Origin of the sequence: Acinetobacter beijerinckii CIP 110307, assembly GCF_000369005.1 — a bacterium.
Classification (GTDB): Bacteria; Pseudomonadota; Gammaproteobacteria; order Pseudomonadales; family Moraxellaceae; genus Acinetobacter; species Acinetobacter beijerinckii.
The window spans coordinates 66,766-90,145 of the sequence record NZ_KB849763.1 but is presented as its reverse complement, the minus strand read 5'-3'; the positions used below and the strand labels follow the sequence as shown (position 1 = coordinate 90,145).

General features: G+C 38.0%; 18 protein-coding genes. 11 read left to right on the top strand and 7 right to left on the bottom strand.

The features are described from left to right. Window positions 1-2 precede the first annotated feature (2 nt). The 7 genes from F933_RS00395 to tssH form a co-directional block, all read right to left on the bottom strand. On the bottom strand, window positions 3-1,532 hold the full coding sequence (locus tag F933_RS00395; RefSeq protein WP_005057372.1) for a cryptochrome/photolyase family protein: 1,530 nt from the start codon (window positions 1,530-1,532) through the stop codon (window positions 3-5). Window positions 1,533-1,772: 240 nt separating this feature from the next. Then, window positions 1,773-2,741 carry a M15 family metallopeptidase gene (locus F933_RS00390; protein WP_167539048.1) on the bottom strand — a complete coding sequence of 323 codons (969 nt, stop codon included), beginning with the start codon at window positions 2,739-2,741 and terminating at the stop codon, window positions 1,773-1,775. A gap of 3 nt (window positions 2,742-2,744) precedes the next feature. Then, a complete protein-coding gene (locus tag F933_RS00385; RefSeq protein WP_005057370.1) occupies window positions 2,745-3,359 on the bottom strand; it encodes a hypothetical protein in 615 nt (204 codons plus the stop codon). Between the two features lie 10 nt (window positions 3,360-3,369). After that, complete coding sequence (gene icmH / locus F933_RS00380) at window positions 3,370-4,176, bottom strand: type IVB secretion system protein IcmH/DotU (RefSeq protein WP_005056398.1); 807 nt, start codon at window positions 4,174-4,176, stop codon at window positions 3,370-3,372. Between the two features lie 10 nt (window positions 4,177-4,186). Next, window positions 4,187-5,551, bottom strand: coding sequence for a type VI secretion system baseplate subunit TssK (gene tssK / locus F933_RS00375; protein ID WP_005057369.1), 1,365 nt, complete (start codon window positions 5,549-5,551; stop codon window positions 4,187-4,189). Window positions 5,552-5,566: 15 nt separating this feature from the next. Next, window positions 5,567-6,655, bottom strand: coding sequence for a type VI secretion system protein TssA (gene tssA / locus F933_RS00370; RefSeq protein ID WP_034710246.1), 1,089 nt, complete (start codon window positions 6,653-6,655; stop codon window positions 5,567-5,569). 31 nt (window positions 6,656-6,686) lie between these two features. After that, the gene (gene tssH / locus F933_RS00365) at window positions 6,687-9,353 is read right to left on the bottom strand and encodes a type VI secretion system ATPase TssH (protein WP_005057367.1); all 2,667 of its coding nucleotides are present in this window, start codon (window positions 9,351-9,353) and stop codon (window positions 6,687-6,689) included. Window positions 9,354-9,727: 374 nt separating this feature from the next. Here tssH and F933_RS00360 point away from each other — a divergent pair, with 374 nt between their 5' ends. The 11 genes from F933_RS00360 to F933_RS00310 all read left to right on the top strand — a co-directional run bounded on the left by F933_RS00360 (window position 9,728) and on the right by F933_RS00310 (window position 23,348). After that, a complete protein-coding gene (locus F933_RS00360; RefSeq protein WP_005057365.1) occupies window positions 9,728-10,432 on the top strand; it encodes a hypothetical protein in 705 nt (234 codons plus the stop codon). Between the two features lie 18 nt (window positions 10,433-10,450). Continuing rightward, window positions 10,451-10,951: a type VI secretion system contractile sheath small subunit gene (gene tssB / locus F933_RS00355; RefSeq protein ID WP_005057362.1), complete on the top strand. Its 501-nt coding sequence runs from the start codon at window positions 10,451-10,453 to the stop codon at window positions 10,949-10,951. Further along, window positions 10,948-12,429, top strand: coding sequence for a type VI secretion system contractile sheath large subunit (gene tssC / locus F933_RS00350; RefSeq protein WP_005057360.1), 1,482 nt, complete (start codon window positions 10,948-10,950; stop codon window positions 12,427-12,429). Before tssB ends, tssC begins: the two co-directional genes overlap by 4 nt. A gap of 51 nt (window positions 12,430-12,480) precedes the next feature. Next, a complete protein-coding gene (locus tag F933_RS00345) occupies window positions 12,481-12,984 on the top strand; it encodes an Hcp family type VI secretion system effector (RefSeq protein WP_005056333.1) in 504 nt (167 codons plus the stop codon). A 78-nt stretch (window positions 12,985-13,062) separates the two neighbouring features. Then, window positions 13,063-13,539: a type VI secretion system baseplate subunit TssE gene (tssE, locus tag F933_RS00340; protein WP_034710244.1), complete on the top strand. Its 477-nt coding sequence runs from the start codon at window positions 13,063-13,065 to the stop codon at window positions 13,537-13,539. 12 nt (window positions 13,540-13,551) lie between these two features. Next, a complete protein-coding gene (tssF, locus tag F933_RS00335) occupies window positions 13,552-15,360 on the top strand; it encodes a type VI secretion system baseplate subunit TssF (protein ID WP_005057359.1) in 1,809 nt (602 codons plus the stop codon). After that, window positions 15,324-16,319: a type VI secretion system baseplate subunit TssG gene (gene tssG / locus F933_RS00330; RefSeq protein ID WP_005057356.1), complete on the top strand. Its 996-nt coding sequence runs from the start codon at window positions 15,324-15,326 to the stop codon at window positions 16,317-16,319. Before tssF ends, tssG begins: the two co-directional genes overlap by 37 nt. Then, a complete protein-coding gene (locus tag F933_RS00325) occupies window positions 16,319-17,743 on the top strand; it encodes a hypothetical protein (RefSeq protein ID WP_005057354.1) in 1,425 nt (474 codons plus the stop codon). Before tssG ends, F933_RS00325 begins: the two co-directional genes overlap by 1 nt. A 28-nt stretch (window positions 17,744-17,771) precedes the next feature. Beyond that, entirely contained in the window at window positions 17,772-21,581 is a 3,810-nt protein-coding gene (gene tssM / locus F933_RS00320; RefSeq protein ID WP_005057352.1) for a type VI secretion system membrane subunit TssM, read from the top strand. Window positions 21,582-21,618: 37 nt separating this feature from the next. Then, window positions 21,619-22,578, top strand: a complete 960-nt coding sequence (tagF, locus tag F933_RS00315) for a type VI secretion system-associated protein TagF (protein WP_005057350.1) — start codon at window positions 21,619-21,621, stop codon at window positions 22,576-22,578. Beyond that, complete coding sequence (locus tag F933_RS00310) at window positions 22,575-23,348, top strand: OmpA family protein (protein ID WP_005057348.1); 774 nt, start codon at window positions 22,575-22,577, stop codon at window positions 23,346-23,348. The genes tagF and F933_RS00310 overlap by 4 nt, the downstream gene beginning before the upstream one ends. Window positions 23,349-23,380 lie beyond the last annotated feature (32 nt).

Below are 23,380 nucleotides of genomic sequence, written 5' to 3'. Positions count from 1 at the left end.
GATTAGAGTTCTTCAATACGTTTTTGTAGATCATCCACATGTGTCAAAATGGTGTTTTGATCATCTAGGCTAAGCTTATCCCATTGTTTATACATCATTGACATTCTGGGATTGGAGCTAAAGAAAATGCGATGTTTGGCTAAGAAATTCCAATATAAGCTATTGAAAGGGCAGCTATCCTGTTCAGTTTTGGTTTTGACATTGTAGTGACAGTTTTGACAGTAGTTGGACATCTTATGAATATAATTACCAGATGCTGCATAAGGTTTACTTGCAACAAGACCACCATCAGCAAATAAAACCATGCCATGTGTGTTCGGTAATTGCACCCATTCAAAAGCATCTGCATATACACTCAAATACCAATCATTTACTTGTTTTGGCGAGATACCATTTAATAAAGTGAAGTTTCCAATCACCATTAATCGTTGTATATGGTGTGCATAAGCATTTTCTAAAGAATTTCTTATACATTCACGCATACATTCCATTTTAGTGTTTGCTGTCCAAAAATATGCAGGAAGTTCTCGATCTGCCTGTAGTTCATTTAACTCAGAATAACTTGGCATTTTTAACCAATATATGCCTCGAATAAATTCGCGCCATCCCAAGATTTGACGGATAAAGCCCTCAGCAGTATTTAGCGGTACACGATCTTCAAAATATGCCTGTTGTGCTGCATCGCAAACCTCTTTGGGAGAGAGTAATCCACAATTTAAATAGGGAGCAAGTAGGCTATGAAACATATAATCTTGATTGTGGACCAGTGCATCTTGATATTGACCAAAATGGATTAATTGATGCTGGATAAAATAATCGAGTGCTTGCAGCGCTTGTTGACGTGTTGTTGCCCAGTTGAAATGGTTGATTTGACCAATATGATCTTGAAATTCTGCTTTCACCAATTCAATCACATCTAAATCGATTTGATCTCGATCAAATTCTAATGCTAGAGGTATTGAATCCTGAGCATTCCAAGCTTGTCTATTCTCGATGTCATAGTTCCATTTACCACCGACTGGTTTATTGCCATCCATTAAATAGCCAGTTTTATGCCTGAGCTTTCGGTAGAAAAATTCCATGCGTAATATTCTAGAAGAAGAACCCCATTGCTTAAATTCATTTTTAGAACAAAAGAAACGATCATCTCTTAGAATATGTATTGGAATTTGAAGTTGACTAGACCATGTAGTTTCAATCGCCTGCTGTAAACGAAACTCTCCACTTTCAGTAATCACTAAAGCATCAGCTGAGTTTTTTTCTAATTGCGCTTGGACAAAATCAACAAATCCTTGAGCTGCTTGTGTACGATCAAAAGCTTGGTAACGAATCTTCCAGCCTTGTGCTTTTAAGGATTTTGCAAAATGACGCATTGCACTGAAAATCAGTGCAATTTTCTGAGGATGGTGTTTTACATAGGTCGCTTCTTCAACTAGCTCTGCCATCAAAATTATGTCTTGGTCTTTATCAAGTGCTTTGAGTGTGGCAATTTGCTCTGAAAGCTGATCACCTAAAATTAAACCGTAGCGCATGATCTTTATGCTTAAAAATTTGAATATAGTTCGATTGTTGTCAAATTCTTGTGAATATCTTCATTATCCTAAAATGCGTTTATTTAAAAGTTATTTGATCGGGGAAGGCAAGGTGAGGCTTTGTTTTAGGCAACTCATTTCGAATTAATATTAAATTAAGTTTAGAACTTTATTCTAAAAATACAGTATGACTGTTCAAGCACAGCTACACCTTTTGCCACATCTCCTGATGTGGTTTTTTTACGATACGTTATTATTTGCGACGATTTGTCCTTCGGCAATCAGTTGATCTGCCATTTCTTTGGTTTTCCTTAGACCTGGCATTCGATACTCTGTATGCCCATAGTCTTTGATTGATTTCCATCGTCCGCCCCACGTTAAACCTACGGATTCGGCAACTTGCCCATATAATTCATAGCCTCGCATAGCCCATGGATCACGTTCAGTAATTACAACTTTTCCATTCCTTTTAAAGGCAACATCTGCGGCTAAGCCAAATTGGTGATAACTTTGATAGCCCTTAGCTCTGGTCGTATTTGGATTACCTGCTAACATATTTTGACGAGATGGACTTCGATAGCCTTCTAATAATACAAGTTCATAACCATGCTGTTCTTTCATGATTTTGAATACCATGAGTAGGCGTTGTTTATAACGAGGATTGATTTTATCCCATTTACGATCAACTAAAGATGAGTCCAAACTGCCATGTGAATGTGTAATTGGAATTTCAATTTGAGATGCATCAATACTCGGATCTGTAGGGTGCTGTGCTTGATATGCTTGTTCTAGACGAGTTGCTTCTATAATTGCATCTTGGATCAGGGTATTGTCAACATCGGGTGGTGGACTGAGGATTTCACCATTGAGCAAACTATAAATCTGTGTGTCGGTCTCTTTTAAATACTCAGCTTCAATTCGTGTGGAATTGATCGGGCGTGTAAACGCAAAAATTAGAATACTGGCAAATAAAAAGAAGCCTGCTATTAAAACCCACCATTGTTGTAGATGCCAATGAGATTGTAGTTTTTCTGGCGAAGCTGCTTGATGCATGTTCTCTGCGAACTGCATAGCGTTGACGATTTTCTTTTTCCCGCTTGGAAGCAGTGATTGCAATAATTGTTTGGATTTATGACGTAACTCGTAAGACATGAACAACGTCAATCCAATCGCAACTGCAACGAAGCAGAAGAAGATAAACCAAATCATTTTTTATTTGAGTTCATTAACAGCAAATGGTTTTTGAGTCACTTTAATTTGTACAGTTGCTTCAGGTGCTTCTACTTCAGCTTCAGGCTCTTTTATTGGAGCGGCTTTGGCTGGTTGAGGGGTTACTGGCTTCACGGTTTTATTTGTCACCACTGGCACGGTTTCATTTTTCTCTTGCGGTGATTTTACGGGTACTACCTTTTGTTGTGGTTTGGCATTTGGCTCATTGGCAAAAGGGGAAGTTTGCTGCGCACTCGGAGCAGGCGCTGCTGCTGCTGGTGTGCGTTGGAAGAATTTGCTTAAATCATTACTGCCTGGTTGAGCAATATTATTCTCTTCAACGGGTTCTGTTGTTTCGTGCTGAATAGTCGCAATCTCATCTTTATTTTGAGTTGGCGTTTTTGAATTCGGCAGAACGGTTGGATTTTCTTCTATTGCTTGTTCTTGCTGTGGCATTGCTGTATCGGTAGAATTTGAACCCATAGCAAAAACAAAGAAAATCAGCGAAGTAAAAATTATCCCTGAAATAAATCCAATCATTATATAAATTACAGGCGATAAAGTTTTTTTCTTATTGGTCTGTAATATGCGCAAAGAAGTTGTTCTTTCCTGAGTCATAGGTTATCAACTAAGGCAAATGGATCGTAATATGTGCTTCTTCTGCTGGTGCAGAAATCACATTTTGATAAGGCATTAAAGCAGTTTCATTTTGTGTAGAAAGCAAGTATTTCAATCCCGCAAAAGTCAATAATGCAAATAACAATAAAAAGATCAGTATCCAGAAAAAGGGAAGCTCATGATGGATAATATGTTTAATTTGATCTGGTATGGCTGCAAAAGGTGAGAAAGCAGCTTTTTTTCCTTTAAGGTAATCAATTTCATCGCCAACGCGTGCAACGAGATGATTTAAACTCTCAATTGACTCTAATCGATATTTACCTTGAAATCCTAAAAGTAAGCAATAATGAAAAACTTCAAGAGATGCTAAACGTTCCTTACCTTTGCTTCTTATTTGTTCCAATATTTCAAAGAAACGATAACCAGCGAGTTGAGATCCAAATAGGCTCAACTGTAATGGACTAATTAACCAACTATTTTGTAAATTGAAATATGCTGCATCTTGTTGGGTTGCGATTGTTTCATCAATTAATGCACAAAAAGCATATTTTGCATCGTGAATATCATCAGCAGTAAATTGAAGTCTTTTGGCTTGTTGTTCAAAACGATTTAATAGCTCTAAGATTTTTTCACGGAATTCAGTTGGATTAGATGGAATATAACGGTTACGAATTAAGAAAACTAAATAGAATCCATCATGTAATAAATCAATCAAGTTCGTCACTTGCAATTTATTTTGTTGCTCAGATTTTGGCAAACCAGAACCAATTTTTCCATCATCAAATAAAGAAGGAATACCTGTCGGATGTTGAGTCATTTTTCTTCTCTTAAGTATTCATTACAGCAATAAGTTCAATACTAATATCTTGAAATCCAGCAGGAACATAAATACAGATCGACTCAGACTCAAGCATACGTTGATAAAGCTCATGATGCGGTTCTATTTCAAAATAACTCACACCGGAACGTACAGGAATTGCGGTTGGAACTTGCATTAAATGGTGTAGGGGAACAGCAGGGAGAGCTGCAATGACGCGTTGTTCAACATCTATTGTGCTACCTACTTTAAATCGTACAGGTACAATCTGAATGAGTTCATGTGTTTGCATCATACTGCTTGAAACAGCAACGTATAAACGAGTATCACGTGTAATTTTGTCGGATTCAAGACTACCAACCCAATAAGAAGGTCGAGTTTCCTTTAAGCTAATACTAAAATAACGACTTGAAATAATCGTATCGAGTAAGTCCCTTAGAATGAGATCAAGCTGCTGAAAACTGTCTTGTAACTGATGATGTTTATACTGTGGTAAATGATCAACATCATAGGCGGTAGAGAACGTCAGCAAAGAACCGGTTAAACGTAACAATTCTGAGAATAAACGTTCAGGGTGGATTAGTGGATATTGTAGAAGGTGATTTAATCCAGCATAGGCAGTATTTAAAGCATTGATCAACCAGAACGAAACAATATCACCAGAGCGAAATTCAATCAGTTTTTGCTCATTTTCACGATTGTTACTTTGGATGGTTTTAATTTTGGCTTTAATAACGTTAAGCGTGCGTTTTAAGTTATTAATTAACGTTTCTGAAGCAGAAATATGTAAAATTGGGGGAATAAATTTATGATCTAATTCAAAATTACTAGAACTATGACGTTTTAATTTACCTATAGCTAAATATATAAAACCATCGAGATCTTGGGTGGGTTGGATATGTGGTTGAAGTAATTTAAATTCAGCGCGGCGACGTAAAAAATTCAGTTCAGCTGGACTAGCATCTGTAAATAAATCATGTGTTTCATTTAAATAGTTATGATATCGACTCGAAAGCATTCGAGTATCATCTGCAATATTCTTCTTGTTGGCTTGTAAAATAGGAAGTGCAAGATAAACAATCATTTCACTGTGTAAATTCAAATCATCAAGCAATAAAGGTTCTGGTAAAAGATCCTGTGCAGGGGCATGATAAATTTCACCATCTTGCCAAATGATTTCCACTGTCTCTAAAGCCAATATATGGGTGGATAGTTGAATCTCATCAAATTTAAGCTTTTGTATTCCATATGCGTAAGGAACTAAAGCTCGTACTGTATGATTCAAACGTTGTTCATGATAAGTATCTTGAACTTGGAAGTGTTGTGGTCTTAGAAATAAGCCTTCACCCCAAAGAATTTTTTCTGCTTTAAACATATGCTTTACCAACAATTATTCGTATTCATTCTTTGGTTGAACGCCGAGAGTATCATGTAACATTTGGAGTGGATGTTCATCTTTAATGACTTGAGTCAACCATTCATGTAAAGGCATTTGGCTCCACTTGATGGTTTTTTGCAGCATATAGCTGACAGGACTATGTGGCTCATTCTTTTGAAAATAAGTCGCGATTTCTTGTAGAACTTGCATAGCCTGTTCTCTATTTTCAACATGTGATTGAAATTGAGGCTGAAAAGAGAGTTGATTTTGACGTGCAGAGGATTGTGTCATTACTTGCTGTACCATCGGTGATGATGTGTTGGTCTCTGCAATCACTGCTTGAGTTGTTTGCTCAAACAGATCGGTTTTATAAATCTTTTTTAGAGTGTTATGAATGGTATCTAAACTAGAGTCGATTGAAGCAAAACTTGGCGAATCTAGACCAAGTAAGTCATCTAAAACTTGCTTCAATGTCGTCCATTGTTGCAAGATTTCGGTGAAATGTTGATAGTTTTCACGCTGAAAATTTTTATCAGTATTCGATAATGCTTGTTCAAACTGTTCTAATTCAGTTGGATTAGTTGAGGCATCATAATCATCACTTTGTTTACGGCGAATATTTTCATGATAAAGAAAATTGTCATAATCAAGTAAATGGTAAAAAGGTGCATGATTATTTAAAGAAACTTTTTTGATGAGTAAAGGCAACTGATTAATTAAACCTTGTAATAAACCAATACGTTGGTCTAAATCATCGTCTTCAACTTCTGGGTGTAAGGTTAACCAATATTGTTCTAGAAGGTGGTGACTAAGTTCAATGCTTTTGCTAATTCCTTTAAAACCATATAAATTTGCCCAAGCTTCAGTAAGCCATGTAAGTAAACGGATATCTTTACTTTTAGATTGTAATAAATTAATTGACGTGGTTGCGACAAAATCCCAATCAGCTTGTTTAGGTTCAGTTACCCAATCCCCTTGATCAAGTAATACATCATCTTGGGTCCTTGCTTTTTTGATAGCGTGAAACTCATTGGAAAATGAGTAATCCTCACCACAAGGTGACTGCTCATTAATTGGCGTTAATAAAGATAAAATATCCATATGTTTCACACATTCAGCTCAATCTTAAATTTTAAACTTCTGCTTTAATCTTTTTAGTCGATCGTGTTTTAGTCGCCTTTTTCACAGGATCTAATTGATAAGTGATTTCATCATCTTGGGTATCGATAACAATTAACTTTGGCAATTTATGCTCAGCTAAAGCAATTAAAATTTTAGTAGCTAAAGCTGGCAGGACCGTGGAGTTAAGTATGTTATCGATATTCCTTGCACCGCTATCGACCTCAGTGCAACGGTTTAACAGTAAGTCTATTAAATCTTCTGAATATTGAACTTTGGTTGCATATTGTTTTTCAATACGATCAACAATTTTTCCAAGTTTATGTTTGATGATGCGAACTAGAAGTTCATCATGCAACGGGAAATAAGGCACAATACGCATACGACCAATAAATGCTGGCTTAAATTGCTTATACAAACTTGGTTTTAAATGCTCAATCAAATCTTCGGCATGAGGCCATTTTTCCACAGGTTGATTTAAACAGGCCTGCATGATGGCACTGGAACCCGTATTTGAAGTTAATAGAATGGTCGTGTTTTTAAAGTCAATCACACGACCCTCACCATCTTCAAGCATACCTTTATCGAAGACTTGATAGAACAATTCTTGTACGTCGCTATGTGCCTTTTCAATTTCATCTAACAGCACAACGCTGTACGGGTTGCGACGAACGGCTTCAGTGAGAACACCACCTTGGCCATAACCGACATAGCCAGGAGGTGCTCCTTTTAATGATGAGACCGTATGCGCTTCTTGGTATTCAGACATATTAATCGTAATAAGATGCTGCTCACCGCCATAAAGTTCATTAGCTAAGGCAAGTGCCGTTTCAGTTTTACCCACACCACTCGGACCAATTAGAATGAATACGCCTTGTGGTTTATTTGGATCTTCTAACTTGGCTTTTGAGGTTTTAATGCCCTGAACCAATTGAGCAAGTGCATAATCTTGCCCCATGACGCGCTCGCCGAGTTTATCTTCAAGCGTTAGGATCTGTTTGATTTCATCTTTGACCATCTTTCCAATCGGAATACCTGTCCAATCTGAAATGATCTCTGTAATAATCTGCGCATTGACACGCTCGAAAACCAAAGGACTTTGTCCTTGTAATTGTGTCAATTCGGCTCTTAATGAATCAATCAGTACGGTATTATCAGTTTCAGTTTGCGTATTAAGCTGCTGGATTTGTTTGATCAACTCAAGCTCTTGTTGCCACTTAATTTCAGTTTTCTGAATTTCTGTTTCTAAGCCTGAGAGTTTTTGATTAAGGTCATCTAGGCGTAGCTGATGAATAGGGAACTGTTGGTGTTCAAGCGTTATAATTTGATGTTCTAATTTTAAATTATGTTGTTGTGCTTTGAGCTGATCTAAAATAACAGGTTGTGCATTTTGAGTCAGCGCAACACGTGCAGCAGCAGTATCCAATACGCTTACGGCTTTATCTGGAAGTTGACGACCGCTAATGTAACGATGTGAAGCTTGAACGGCTGTAATAATTGCTTGATCGTCAATTTTTAAATTGAAATGATTTTGCATGACTGGAATCATGGCTCGTAACATATCAATGGCAACATCTTCTGTTGGTTCATCAACTTTTACCACTTGAAAGCGGCGACTTAAAGCTGCATCTTTTTCAAAATATTGTTTATATTCAGCCCAAGTCGTTGCTGCAATTGTTCTTAACTCTCCACGTGCTAAAGCAGGTTTTAACAGGTTTGCTGCATCATTTTGTCCAGCTTGTCCTCCTGCACCAATTAAGGTATGTGCTTCATCAATGAATAGAATAATTGGATGAGTAGAAGCTTGAACTTCATGAATGACTTGCTTTAAGCGATTTTCGAATTCACCTTTTACACTTGCACCAGCCTGCAATAAACCCATATCTAATACGTGTAGATGAACATTTTTTAGTGCTTCAGGAACTAGTCCTTGTGCAATTTTTAAAGCTAAACCCTCAACAACAGCTGTTTTACCAACACCAGGCTCGCCCGTTAGAATAGGATTATTTTGGCGACGTCGCATCAGAATATCGAGCATCAGTCTAATTTCAAACTCACGTCCTATTACTGGATCAATTTGTCCTTTTTTTGCTTTTTCAGTCAAATTGATGGTGTATTGATCAAGGGCGGGTGATTTAACAGGAGATGGATTTGATATATCAGTTCCATGTTGCGAAACGGATGTTGTTTGAGTCTCTAATGCTGATTGTTCATTACTATTTTTACAAATATCTAGAAATTTATGTTTGATTGTATCTATAGGAATTAATTCAAATAAACTTGAAGCTCTAAAAGCCATTTGCTGTAAATCAGGAGCTGTTAAAAGAGCAATTAATAAATGGCTACTTCGAATTACTGGATTATTGTCAGCTGAAGCTAATAACCAAGATTGTTCGAGTAATCTAATAATTGATTTTGAAAAAATAGGCGTTCTATTATTACCTTTAGGTAACTGAGATATACTTTCTTTTAAATCATCAATTAACTCATCGGATAAGATGTTATTATTTTTTAATAAAATATGTAAGTCATTTTTTTCTTCTTGATTTATTAACTCAACCAATATGTGTTCAATTTCAATTTCATAATTTAATTGATTAATGCAATAGTTTGCTGATTTTTCCAATGCAATGCGAGTAGCTGGCGAAAGTTTTTTAATTAAAACCTTAAGATTACTCATTTGTAGCTCACAATAATTTTGAATATCAAGCGCGCTTGGCTAAGTTTTAACTTGATATAACTGTTATTTGTAGAATTTATTTTTTGAATAAAATCAAAAACTTAGACGATATTGTTCGACTATACAGATTATTCTACAACAAAAATTGTCACTTTTAAACAAAAAATGCGATATTTTTTTGTATCTCATGAAAACTTTCAATATTACAAAAAAATTAATAATGTTAATAAACGTAATTTGTGTTGACTTTAACTATGTTTTTTTTGTTAAATTCGCCGAAATGATATAAATGCACAAAAATTGACGAGTAATAGGGTTTTTAAACAATAATTGTCAGTTCTTTGGTTGTAAGTTAAATAATGATGAGGCATATTTTGAAAAAAGGTGTTGGAATATCAATTCTCTGTATTGCATCAAGTTTGATGAGTGTTTTTATTTATGCTGATGATCAACAAATAAAACCAATTAAACTAAAAAATAAATGTATTAAGCAGAATCCATTGGTTTCTGGTCAAACAGATTATGAACTATTAAATATATATCAGCAGATTTGTGATAAAGATAACTCTTCTCGTGTAAATGATTTATTAGCGCAGGCAGCAATGCGGATGTATGAGTTAAAACAACCCATGAATGCCTTAAAACTCGCAACTCAATTGCAACAACAAAATATACGTGGTGCTAGCTTAACGGATGTTGTTTTTTTATCGAGTGTGGCGATAGCAGATGAAAGTTTGCAACAAATGCGTTCAAATGAAATGCGATATTTAAGTAATGAACTCACATATCCACCAGCAAAACAATTGAGTGAAAATATTCGTCTTTCTCTGCCTGCTCCTGATACTTCTACGAGTAAAGCAATTACAGATGAAACTCTAAAAAAAGAAGTCAAAAATATTTCTAATGTCAATAATCGACGTTCAGTTAATAAAAAAGTACGTACAACACAATCTACACGCAATAGCGTAAATCAAGCGGTTGCACCTGTTAAACGTCAAACAGCTGTAACTCCAACTGTAACTAAACAATCAAATACTGTTCAGAAAACAGGTTCGAATCCTTTCGATTCGTTGAAATAATAATCAAGGGTATAAGTTATGGCTAAAAGAGAAAGTGTACAGAAAAAACTGCAACGTATACGTCCTCCACGTGTTCAGCTCACATATGATGTTGAAGTTGGTGATGGAAAAGAATCCAAAGAATTACCTTTTGTTGTTGGGGTAATGGGTGATTTTTCTGCTGCGTCTGAATTAGAAAAAACCAAGTTAAAAGATAAAAAATTTATCAATGTTGATTTAGATAATATTGATGAAGTGATGGAATCATTGGCACCACGTGCAGCTTTTCAAGTTGATAATACGTTGACTGAAGAAGGTGGGCGTATGTCTATCGATCTTACTTTTAAATCAATGGAAGATTTTAGACCAGAACAGATCGTACAGCAGGTTGATCCCTTACGTAAGTTAGTAGCAGCGCGTGAGCGCTTAACAGATTTACGCAATAAGATTTCAAATAGTGAACGTTTGGAAGATCTGTTGGATGAAGTATTGAAAAATACGGATCAGGTTCGCCAATTGAGCGCGGAGGTTGAAAAATGAATAATTTACAAGCCTTAGCAACCAGTACACATGAATCTGAGTCTACGAATTTACTTGATTCAATTGTAGAGCAAAGCCGTATTGCTCGAAATGATGATGAGCATGTTCGTGCTAAAAGTTTGATTGGCGAGCTTGCTAAAGAAGTCATGGCAGGAACGATTACCGTTTCTGAAAACATGACCTTATCAATTGATAAGCGTATTGCAGAAATTGATGCACTTATTTCTCAACAACTGAGTCAAATTATACATCACGAACAATTCCAAAAAATTGAGTCTACTTGGCGTGGTCTCTATTATTTTTGCCAAGAAACTCCTTCTAATCCAATGATTAAAATTCGTATGTTGAATACGACAAAAAAAGAATTGGTGAAAGATTTTCAAGGAGCAACAGATTTCGATCAAAGTACTTTATTCAAAAAGATCTATGAAGAAGAGTATGGCTCATTTGGTGGTGCGCCGTATGCTGCTTTAATTGGTGATTTTGAATTTGATCGAACACCATCAGATATGTATTTATTAGAACAAATTTCTCATGTTGCAGCTGCTGCGCATGCACCTTTTGTATCTGCTGCAAGTCCTAATATTTTAGGCTTAGAATCATTTACAGATATTGATCGTCCGCGTGATGTGTCAAAAATCTTTGAAACTGCTGAATATGTACAATGGCGTTCTTTCCGAGATAGTGAAGATGCTCGTTATGTTGCCTTAACCATGCCGCATGTTTTAGGTCGTTTACCTTATCATCCTAAGGAAGGCACTGCGACTGAAGGTTTTAACTTCATTGAAGATGTATCTGGTGAAAACCACGATGATTATTTATGGATGAATGCAGCATATGCGTTTGGAACACGTTTAACCAATGCATTTGATATGCACGGTTGGTGTGCTGCGATTCGAGGTGTTGAAGGCGGTGGTTTGGTTGAAGGTTTACCAGTACACACTTTTAAAACTTCAGATGGTGAAGTTGTATTTAAGTGCCCAACTGAAATTGCAATTACAGATCGTCGTGAAAAAGAGTTGAGTGATCTCGGTTTTATTCCACTGGTTCACTGTAAGAATACAGATTATGCAGCTTTCTTTGGTGCGCAATCTGCACAAAAACCGAAGAAATATGACAGTGATACGGCAAATGCCAACTCCGCACTTTCAAGCCAAATCCAATACATCATGGCGGTATCGCGTATTGCACATTATTTAAAAGCAATGATGCGTGACAAAGTGGGAAGTTTTGCATCTGCAGGCAATGTTGAAGCCTTTTTAAATGAATGGCTTTCTCAATATGTCTTGCTAGACGATGGTGCGTCTCAAGAAGCAAAAGCACAATATCCGCTTCGTGAGGCATCTGTAAAGGTTGTAGAGGATCCTGCTCAACCAGGTCACTACAAATCCGTGGTTTTCTTAAGACCACATTTCCAGCTGGATGAGTTGTCCGTTTCATTACGACTCGTGACTGAACTACCACAGTCCTCAAATTAAAAAATGAGATCAGCTAGATAATAACTTTAAATAAATAGAGGTAAGTTTTAAATGAAAGATATATATGTTGAGTTTCGTGGCAAGTATAAGGTAGACGGAGAATCACGTGATTCTGAACACAAAGGTTGGCTTGAAGTTAACTCTTGGTCTCATAATATTCGCCAACCAAAATCTGCAACATCAAGTAGTGTCGGTGGGCATACGGCTGAACGTGTTGAACACGCTGACATGATTTTTGTTAAAGATTTGGATGCAACCAGTCCAAAACTTTGGGAAGCTTGTTCTGCGGGTTATACATTTGATGAAGTACAAATTGATTATTACCGTGCAAATGGTGACAAACGTATCAAGTACTTACAAATCAAATTGAAACACGTACTTGTATCTAGCGTTACACCAATTGTAAATGAAGAAGGTGTACCAACAGAAACATTTGGTTTGAAATACGCTGCTGTTGAGTGGACTTATAACCAACAAGACATTAATGGTACTGCGAAAGGTGCTGTTACTAAGAAATGGTCACTTTCTAATAACACAGCTTCTTACGCTGCGTAATTGGTATTGTGATTTTCTAATAGAGGTTAATAGTTGCCTATTAGCCTCTATTTTTTCCAAATTTTTGTTCTTATAAAAATGAATTTAGATCATTTATATCCATACGGATTCAGATCAACATTATTTGATCGTTTAGTACCAGAGCAAGAAGATTTTTTAAGAGGGATGTCGATTCAGCAATTACGAGAGTCCGTTGCTCGTGATTTGGAAGACTTGCTGAATAGTCGAATTGCACAGTTTGACCGAAATATGGATGAATTCCCACTGGCAAAAAAATCGATTTTGCAGTTTGGGATCATTGACTTTGTTGGCTTGTCTACCGCCAACCCACTCGATCGAGACAAGATTTGTCAGTCGATCGAACAGTCTATTGCAGCGCATGAACCAAGATTGCGACAGATCAAAGTTGAGATGCTCTTGGACGGTCATAATATGGGATCACTGTGTTTAAGTATTCAGGCTTACTTAAATATTCACCCACTCTATGAACCTGTTTTTTTTGACGCTTTACTCAAACCCACAACACAACAATATGTTATTTCTGCCAGAACTTAGTGTGAGCGAACTGTGATAGAGCAACTTTTACCGTATTATGAAAAACAACTACAAGAATTCGGTCAACAATCCAGAGAGTTTGCGCAGAAATATCCGAAGATTGCGCAACGCCTCTCTTTAAATCAAGAACAAATTGATGACCCGCATATTGAACGGTTAATTCAAGCATTTTCACTGATTGCTGCACGTATCGATAAAAAATTAGCAGATAGTTATGATCAGTTTACTCATTCTCTCTTTGAGGTGATGTTTCCTCAATACTCACGTCATTTCCCAGCGTGTACTGTGGTGAGTTTTGAAGATATTAATAAGCTCAAACAACTTAGCACTGCGCATATCATTCCGCAAAAAACGGCATTGAAATCGCGTAGTTTTAAAGGTGTGCAATGTGAGTTTAATACCAGTAATGAAGTCCGATTATTGCCGATTACATTAAGTAATCTAGAGTTTCAAACTTCACCAAGTACACATATGCATTTGAATCAGAATGCGACCTTGAGTCTGAAATTTGAAATCTTTAATGATGCTCAACCATGGGTTTTGGATGAGAAATTGCCAATTTATCTAGATGCAATTTCAAATTTCCCATTGCAAGTTTTGGACAGTATTTTCCGTAAAGAAACTGGCTTTTCGATTCGTGTCGGACAACGCGTGGTTGAAATTGCCAATCCATTTGCCGTGATGGGATTTAGTGAACATGAAAGTCTATTACCGATTGATCAGCATACTCATCATGCTTACCGCTTGTTGATGGAATACTTTTGTTTTCCTGAAAAATTCAACTATTTGAACTTTGACTTAAGTGTTCTAAAAGGGTTATTGCAACAGCAGAATAGTTTTGAAGTCTTGATTCATCTCAAACTAAATTTGAATGACCAAGCCATTGTGCGTAATTATTCAGAGCTGAATATTGCCAACTTTAAATTATTTACTACGCCTGCAATTAATCTGTTTGAAAAGCAGGCCGAACCACAAAAGATTTCACATACGCAACTGCAATATCCATTGGTTACGGATGCACATCATCCTGAGTTGTATCAAGTTTATTCAATTATTGAAATGAACATGGTCCGTGAAAAAACCAATCAGGAACAAACTCATCTTGCTGTTTTGCCTTTTTTTGCGATGAGTCATTATCACAATGATAAGGTTCAATTTTTCTATTCTTTAAATTATTTGCCGACACAAACCAAAACCATGCAGATGGGGTATTCAATTGTTTCTAAGCATTTGAAGCCGTATGAAATCAAGTCTGATTTTATAAGTACCAGATTACTTTGTTCAAATGGTGATTTGCCGCATGAGGCATTAAGCCAGAGCAATAATATTCTTAATTTAAATGATAGTAGTCTAGCGAGACGTGCTTTGATTCTAAAACGCCCGACTTCTCCTTATCATTTTGATAAAAACAGCAACGAGCAGTGGCGCATTATTTCTCATCTTTCGCTCAATACCTTGGCACTGATGAAAGGGGATGCATTGAGCCATGTAAAGGAACTGTTGGCTTTATATAATTTACCGCACTCTAAAGAAAATATTTTATTGATTGATGCTTTGAAGCAGTTGAATTTTTCAACCACCAACAAGCTGATGAATGCGAAGCCTTTTCCCATGTTTATTCGTGGTGTTAAAGCGGAATTGACGGTCAGTAAGAGTGTATTTAGAGGGCACAGTTTATATATTTTTAGTCAGTTATTAAGTCACATTTTTAATCTGAAAGTTCAAATTAACAGTTTTGTTGATGTGCTCGTAAAAGACAATCTTAACCAGCAGGAGATATACCAATGCGTGCAGAACGTTGGTGGCAAGACTCTTCTGTAGTCGATCAAGTCTTTAAAAAATCTGGATCGTTTGAGTTTGTTCAATCGACGCGTTTGTTGCGCCATCATTCAGAGGTAGTACAACAACAGGATTGGTCTGACAATTTTAAATTTGGCACATCTTTTAGTTTAAGTTTCCCCGCGACAGAAATTGAAGAGCTGAGCTATCAAGATCAGCGGATTCATTTGACCAATTTAGTGGTCGGCTTAACCGGTACACAAGGTGCACTTCCTTATACCTATACCAATAAATTAAAACAAAGTACGCGTCAGCAACGACTTGAGATTAAAGAGTTTCTAGGTCTATTTAACCATAAGCTCACAGCCAAATATGTCGATGCCAGTTTGACTTATAATCTGGCAGTTCGATATGAAATCGAACAAGATAATCATTATCTAGATATTTTGCATGCGTTAAATGGTTATGTTCGTGCTCAGCATGAACAACATGATTTAGATGAATATTTTGCAGAATTTTCTGGTTTGATGCAGGGTCAGAACAACACTGCACATGCTCTAAAAACGGTTTTTTCTTGTGTGTTCAATGAGCAAGTGCAAATACAAGAATTTGTAAAAGAAAAGTTTAAGCTGGGTGATGAACAAAAGACCAGTTTGGGTGGAAATAATCCAAGCTTACTTGGAGTGAATACCTTTTGCGGTGATACCGTTCAGCAAATTGATGGAAAAATCGAAATTCAAATCGGGCCGTTGTGTCGTGAGCAGTATTTAGCCTTTTTACCTGATCAGCCTTTAAATAAAAAGTTAAAGCATTTAATCCAAACCTGGTGCAGTCCAACGCTATTTATTGATGTATGTTTGATTTTAGATAAGAGTGAAGTTACTCCAATTCGCTTGGACTCAAGATATGAAATCGGTTTGGGACAGGGTGCATTTTTAATGCCATCGGCACAACGACAACATAATAGCGAAACTCGTTATGCACTTTTAGGAGCAGCATAATGATAAAGAAAATTCTAGCGACCTTAATCAGCTGTTTTGTTTTGGTTGGGTTGATTGTTATCTATTATTGGCGAGATATTCAATATCAGCCTGAGTCTACTGATCTGATTAATTATTTCCTGATCTTACCTGTTGTGATTACGTTCATTTTGCTTTCACCTTGGTTGATTTATAAAGGCTACCAAAAATATAAAGAGAAAAAGCAACAAGCTTTGGCCGCTGAGCAAAATAACAATACAGTAGAAGATGAGCAAGCACCTGTCGCACAAGAAAGTAAGTGGTTGAATGTTAATTTATATTCCGCTGCGGCTTATAGTGCATTGGGTGAAAATGATGCCATCCTGACAGGGATTAAAGAATTTGCCAGTCCACAGCTCGATCCACATTTATTGAGCTTTCAGGGATTACCGATTTTATCCTATCGTATTGAAGAGCTGGATCAGCAAGTCAGTCAGGATGAAGAGGATGAATCGCAGTTTTTATCTATTCGACAGCAACGCATCATGGCATTGATTCAACATCAACTGGAACAGCATACCGAACTTTTAGTGTCGATTTCAGACCACTTAAAGCGGTCTAGTTTGTTTTATGAAAGTCAAAATCTACATCAATACCGTATGCACCCTGCATGGATTGATCCAGGCTTTTCGGACGATGAAGCGCATGAACCCATTCAGGTAGAGCAGGTCTATCGATTAGATAAGCTGAACCTACATATTCTGTTATCTGAAGATGTGGTGCACACATGGAATGATGTAAATAGTAATGAAACGATCCAAAGCATTTTTTATGATTTAGGCATCATCCCGAAAAAATTTCATATTGAATATCAATATCTTAGTTCTGCATCAACAGAGCAGCATTTGGTTGAGTTATTTGAGCGGATTCAGAATCAACCGCATGAAATTTCATTGATCATTACAGCAGACTCGGAAATTGATCAGGAAATCGTAGATGAAAAGGTATGGGGCTTGAGTGCCTATACGCCTGCTGAATTTGTCGGTAGTAGTTGTGTGGCGCATCCAGATGTACAGCTGCTACAGCAACAGCCTTTAAAAACGTTAAAGCTGGTCTCTCATCAAAATAATTTAGACCAAATATTCAAAGAGCTAGAAATACATGATTTACCACAATACCAAGATGAAGAACCTTTTGTACTGGTGGTCGAGGACGGCACCGATATCAAGGTGGTCAAAAAGCTGGATCAGTTTTTTGCACAAAGCCCAGTAGAGCAGCATCATTATTTATATTGTAAACCTGCTGCTGGGAATACCCAAAACGTGGCAAAAGTTTTTGGATTGATGTTGGGGGCACATCTTCCAGATCAACAGGTTGCCTTTGTTTATGGACAAAATTTAAAAGCATTTATTCAAACTTTCTCAGAGATCTCACCAGATCAGGAAAGTGTAGCAATTGCTGATTGATTAACTTTATTAAGAATTTGAGAACTCAATGTATACCATTTTAGGTTATCTGTGGCAGTACATCACTAATCCTAAGGCAATCATTGCTTTGTCCTTATTTGTGGCGCTTATTTCTTCATATTCGTCGATTCCGCGTCATATCTTCTGGGCGCTGGCGGCGACTTATGCTTTGGGCCTGATTGTGTATGGGATTTACTGGTTAATCCAGAGAAAACGCCATGCGGAACAAGGTGAGGAACTTGCCAATGCGATTGAGCAGGACAGCAAGGCTGAGTACGGACAACAAAAAGATAAAGCCGAACTACAGCTAATCCAGCAGCAGATGAAAGAATCGATCCAGTTGATTCGCAAATCTAAACTGGGCGATAAAAAGGGCAATGCCGCTTTATACGAATTGCCTTGGTATATGGTGATTGGTAACCCAGCCGCAGGTAAGAGTTCGGCAATTTATAATTCTGGATTAAAGTTCCCGTTTGAAGAAACCCATCAAAAGATGGTGTCTGCTGGTTTGAGCGGTACACGTAACTGTGACTGGTTCTTCTCAACAGAAGGGATCTTGCTCGATACCGCAGGCCGTTATTCGGTGTACTCGGAAGATCATTCTGAATGGTTGGGTTTCTTAAATATCTTGAAGAAGAACCGTTCTAAGGCACCTGTGAATGGTCTGATCGTGATTGTCAGTATTGCTGAATTGATCAGCCAAAGTCCGGAAAACTCATTGAAACTGGCCAAGAATTTACGTGCCCGTATTCAGGATCTAACCGAGCGACTTGAAGTTGTTGTTCCGGTTTATCTAGTGTTCTCTAAAATGGACTTGATTGCAGGTTTTACCGAGTTCTTCGACTGTTATGAATCACAGGAATACAATCAGGCTTGGGGCGCAACGCTGCCGTATGAGCAAAACTCATCTCAGAATGCCGTTGAATTATTCGAAAAACATTACAGCATTCTTTACGATGGTCTAAAAAGTGTTAGTACTACACATTTAAGTCGTCGTCATTCGCAAAATATTTCTCCAAGTGTGATGACATTCCCGCTGGAATTTAAAACCTTAAAACCTGTATTAAAAAGCTTTATCGGCACTTTGTTTGAAGATAACCCGTATCAGTTCCAACCTGTATTCCGTGGTTTTTATTTCACCAGTGCTTTGCAGGAAGGCATTATTGAAAGTCCAATGACGGAAAATATTGCACAAGAGTTCCAGCTTCAGCAGATTCAGGCCAATGGTCAGGAGGGTGTGAGTCCATCACTTGCACCAAATCATGGCTATTTCTTACAAGGTCTATTCTCCAATGTTATTTTGCGAGATAAAGACTTGGTCAAACAGCATATTAATCCTGCGAAAAAGCGTCAGCGCTATATTGGATTTATTGCAGCGTTGGTGGGTGTTTCACTGGTCTTGGGCGTATGGGTGTGGTCATATCGCAATAACCAGCAATTGATTGCAGATGTGCAGGCTGATTTAGATAAAGTGGTGCATTTGGAAAAAGCCTCAGGACAACAGCTTTCAACTCAGCTTGAAGCTTTACTGATCTTGCAGGAACGCTTGCAACAGCTGGATGAGTTCAACGATCATCGTCCACTCAAATTCAGCTTTGGTTTGTACCAAGGCAATCAGTTACGTGAGAGCTTAAAAGCTGAGTATCTCAAAGGGATAAAGCAAATCGTCCTGACCCCGACACAGCAGAATATTGCGCAATATTTGCAACGTGTGAAAAATAATGAAGCGACCTTGAAAGCCAATCATGTCAATGTCGAAACCCAGCAAGTCGCGAAGACACAACAATATTTAGAACCTTCAGACAGCAATCCGCAAGATGCCTATAACGCATTAAAAGCCTATTTAATGATGAGTAATCCTGAATATATGGATACCAGTCATTTAAGTGATCAGGTTTCACGTTTCTGGCGTTCTTGGTTGGATGCCAATCGCGGACAAATGCCTCGTGGTGAAATGATTCAGGATGCAGAAAAGATCCTGTCTTATGCCATGACTTTGGCGAATCAGGAGGGTTTCCCTGTATTGGAAACCGATGCACAAGTGGTCGATCAAACCCGCCAAGTTTTATTGTCTGTGATTCGTGGTATGCCTGCGCGTGATCGTGTTTATAACGAAATCAAAATGCGTGCTGCCGTACGTTTCCCAGCGGTAACGGTAGGACAGATTGTGGGTGAACACAATCGTGCCATTGTGTTAGGGAGTTATGCTTTACCTGGTGTGTTTACCCAAAAAGCATGGGATGAGTATGTTGAAAAAGCGATTGATGAAGCTGCGAATAAACCAACAGACAGTAAAGACTGGGTGTTAAACAGTCATCAATCAGATGATTTAACTTTCTCGGGTAGCCCAGAGCAAATCCGTAAACAACTGGTGGCATTGTATAAACAAGAATATGTCATGGAATGGAAAAAATTCCTGAACAGTATTTATTATGCCAAAAACGATCAATTCGCTCAGCAAGTCAAGATGATTGATATTTTAGGTGAGCCACAAAATTCACCAATTCGTATCTTATTACAACGCATTGCGATTGAGACCAACTGGGATAACCCAATTGTACAAGCTGAATTGGCTGTGCCAGAAAAGGGCTTTGTGGCATGGTTCAAACGTAAAGTCTTGAATAATTCAGATGATAAAGCTGCAGCTCAGGCGGTGAACAAAGCACAAGGTGCAATTTCACAAGAATATCAAATGTTCTATCAGTTGGTACGTAAGCGTGATGATTTACAGGATAAATCATTATTTGATGAGTACATGAGCAACCTTGCGCAAGTGCGTAGTAAGTTTAATGATCTTAAAACAGCAGGCGAGATTGGTCCAAGTGCGATGGCTTTGGTGAAGCAAACCATTAACGATCAAACTTCAGTCTTTAATACCACACAGAAATATGTAGATGAGAAGATGATGGTGGGTCTAAAAGACACCGATCAACAGGTATTACAAAAATTGTTGATGACACCATTAACCCAATCTTTTGCAAGCTTGATTGTACCAACCCAAGATGAGTTGAATAAGTTGTGGGGAATCCAAGCTTATCAACCATTTAAAACTAATTTAAGTCAAAAATATCCATTTAATTCGAGTGTAAGTTTACAAGCAACCAGTAGTGAAATTGGTCAAATCTTTGGTGAAACAGGTAGCATTGCACGCTTTGTGAAAGAAGCCTTGGACCCATTTGTCATTCGTCGTGGTTATGTCCTGACGTCGAAAACATGGAAAGATTTGGGTATTAGCTTGAGCCCTCAGTTTGTGATGGCATTCCAGCAATATGTTGCACCTATTAATGGTATGGCGACAGGAAGTTTAGATCAGTCTGCGGCTGCACCTGTATCCAATCAATCGAACTTCCAGTTCTATCCATTACCGAATCCACAGTACTTGTCATACACCATTGATATTGATGGTCAACGTATGGTGTTTGAAAATGGCATTCAGCAATGGGTGAACTTCGTATGGCCGAACCAAGGGGCTATTCCGGGCGCGCGTATTACCGCCGTGGATTTGGAAGGTAAAACCCATACGATTTTTGAAGAACCTGGTGAATATGGTATTAACCGTTTGATCGATGCGGCACAGCGTAAAGAGCAAAATGGTAGCTTTGAAATGACTTGGACCAGTAAAACTGAGCCATCGTTAAACTTAAAAGTGAACTTTCGTCTGATTAGCGGTAATAGCTCAGGTAATATCGGCTCAAGCCGTGGTTATGCTGGCCTGCAACTGGTAGATAAAGTGGTGACAGAGAAAGCGGTACGTGTGGTTTCTGCGCAGGCAACACCTCTGGGTGCTGCACCTAAACCACAACCAGCTACACCTGCTCAGCCTGGGGTAACACCGTAATGTTAGGGATAATCATGGCACAGCAGGAGAGGCTTGGATGCAGCAAGTAAAAACCACACCTTTATATTATGGCAAGACACCCGCACGTGGTGACTTTCTAAAATCCAAAGGGCAGTATGCATTGATTCAGGTACTTGATCAGTGGATTACAGAAGCGCTTGAGCATGCCATGCGTGCACCAGATTTTAAGCAGCGTTATGAATCTTTACCTGCATTGGATTTCTTTATTGCCAATCCTGCTGAGCCGATGTTTTTGGCAGCAAACTTGATTGCCAGTCAAGACAGCTCAGGCAGAGCATTTCCAATGGTACTCAGTCAATTACTTGAAGTGGAGCAGCCGTATCAAAATCTGTTATTGGCGCCTTATTACTACAAGTCTGTTTTGGTTGATTTATTCCAACGTAATCGGGTACTTCGTAGTATTAGAGATACCAATATCATGTTGGAAAAGTTGAATAACCTGCCGAATGTTGCGCAAGTCTTCACTGCAACAGAGTGTAATGGTTTCTATGAAAATCATACCATGCACTCATTTGCACAATTGATGAAAATCAATGTCTATGAACTTGCACAAAGTATGATTGGTCTAGGACTATTACTACAGCCGATCTTAAAAAATGGCACCAGCCGTTTAAATAAAGTGTTGATCCTACCCATCAATAATCACATGTATTGCTATGAAATAGCGGCTTTCTGGGTTGGTATGATCGGGCAATTCTTAGGGATTAACAATACTGAAATTCTGATTGGTATTTTACATCGTGATGAGCCAATTCTATTCATTGGCTTTCAAGGTGCTGACATCATGGCACTCAGCGATATCTTTACCCAAAGCATGCAGAGTGAGCATTGGGTATCATTGATCCAAGCACAATGGATTGATGCTTATCTTGAACAGAATGCAGGTCTTGCAACATTAGAACAATCACTTTGTCAGCGTCAGTTAAGCCTCAATCAAGGTTTAAAACTGTTTAGACAAACTTTTTTAGATGAATGAATATGAAAAATAATCCGAAATCTATATGGGCGAGTTTATTGTTTGGCTTATGTGTTTTAGGTCAAAGTCATCTTGCTAGTGCAGCACCAATCGTGGTGGAAGGTGTTGTTCCAAATGATGCGAGTAAGCAAGCAATCTTGGCTAAGATGCAGTCTGTCTATGGTGCAGATCAAGTGGTCGATAAAATTCAGGTTCGTCCAGTTTCAGCTCCGAATGGCTGGAGTGATTCTGTGACTCGTGTCATTACCCCAGATCTGAAAAAGATTTCACAAGGTCAGTTGCGTGTTAAAGGAACTCAGGTTGATTTAACTGGGAAAATGACTGATCCAAGTCAAATCCAACCGACTACAACTAGTTTTCAATCTTTGGTGCAGCAGCCTTATCGCTTTAATGCACAGCTCTCAGTAAATCAGGCTGAGCAAAAAATCATTGATGATGCACTAAAAAATCGAATCATTGAATTTGAATCAGGTAGTGCCATTCTGACTGCGGCAGGACAAAAGATTTTGGATGAAATGGCGGTGGCTTTAAATAAAGTTGGTGGCAAGAAAGTCAAAATTATTGGGCATACCGATAGTTCAGGTGATGCCAATAAAAACACGGTGTTAAGTCAGCAACGTGCTGCAGCGGTACAAAATTACTTAGTCAGTAAAAGTATTACGGCTGATCGCCTAAGTACCGAAGGTAAAGGCTCCAGTCAACCTGTTGCAGACAATGCAACTGCAGATGGACGTAAGAAAAATCGTCGAATTGAGTTTGAAGTGCTTTAATGATTTAGGCGCTTTTAGCGGAGAGTTAGGAT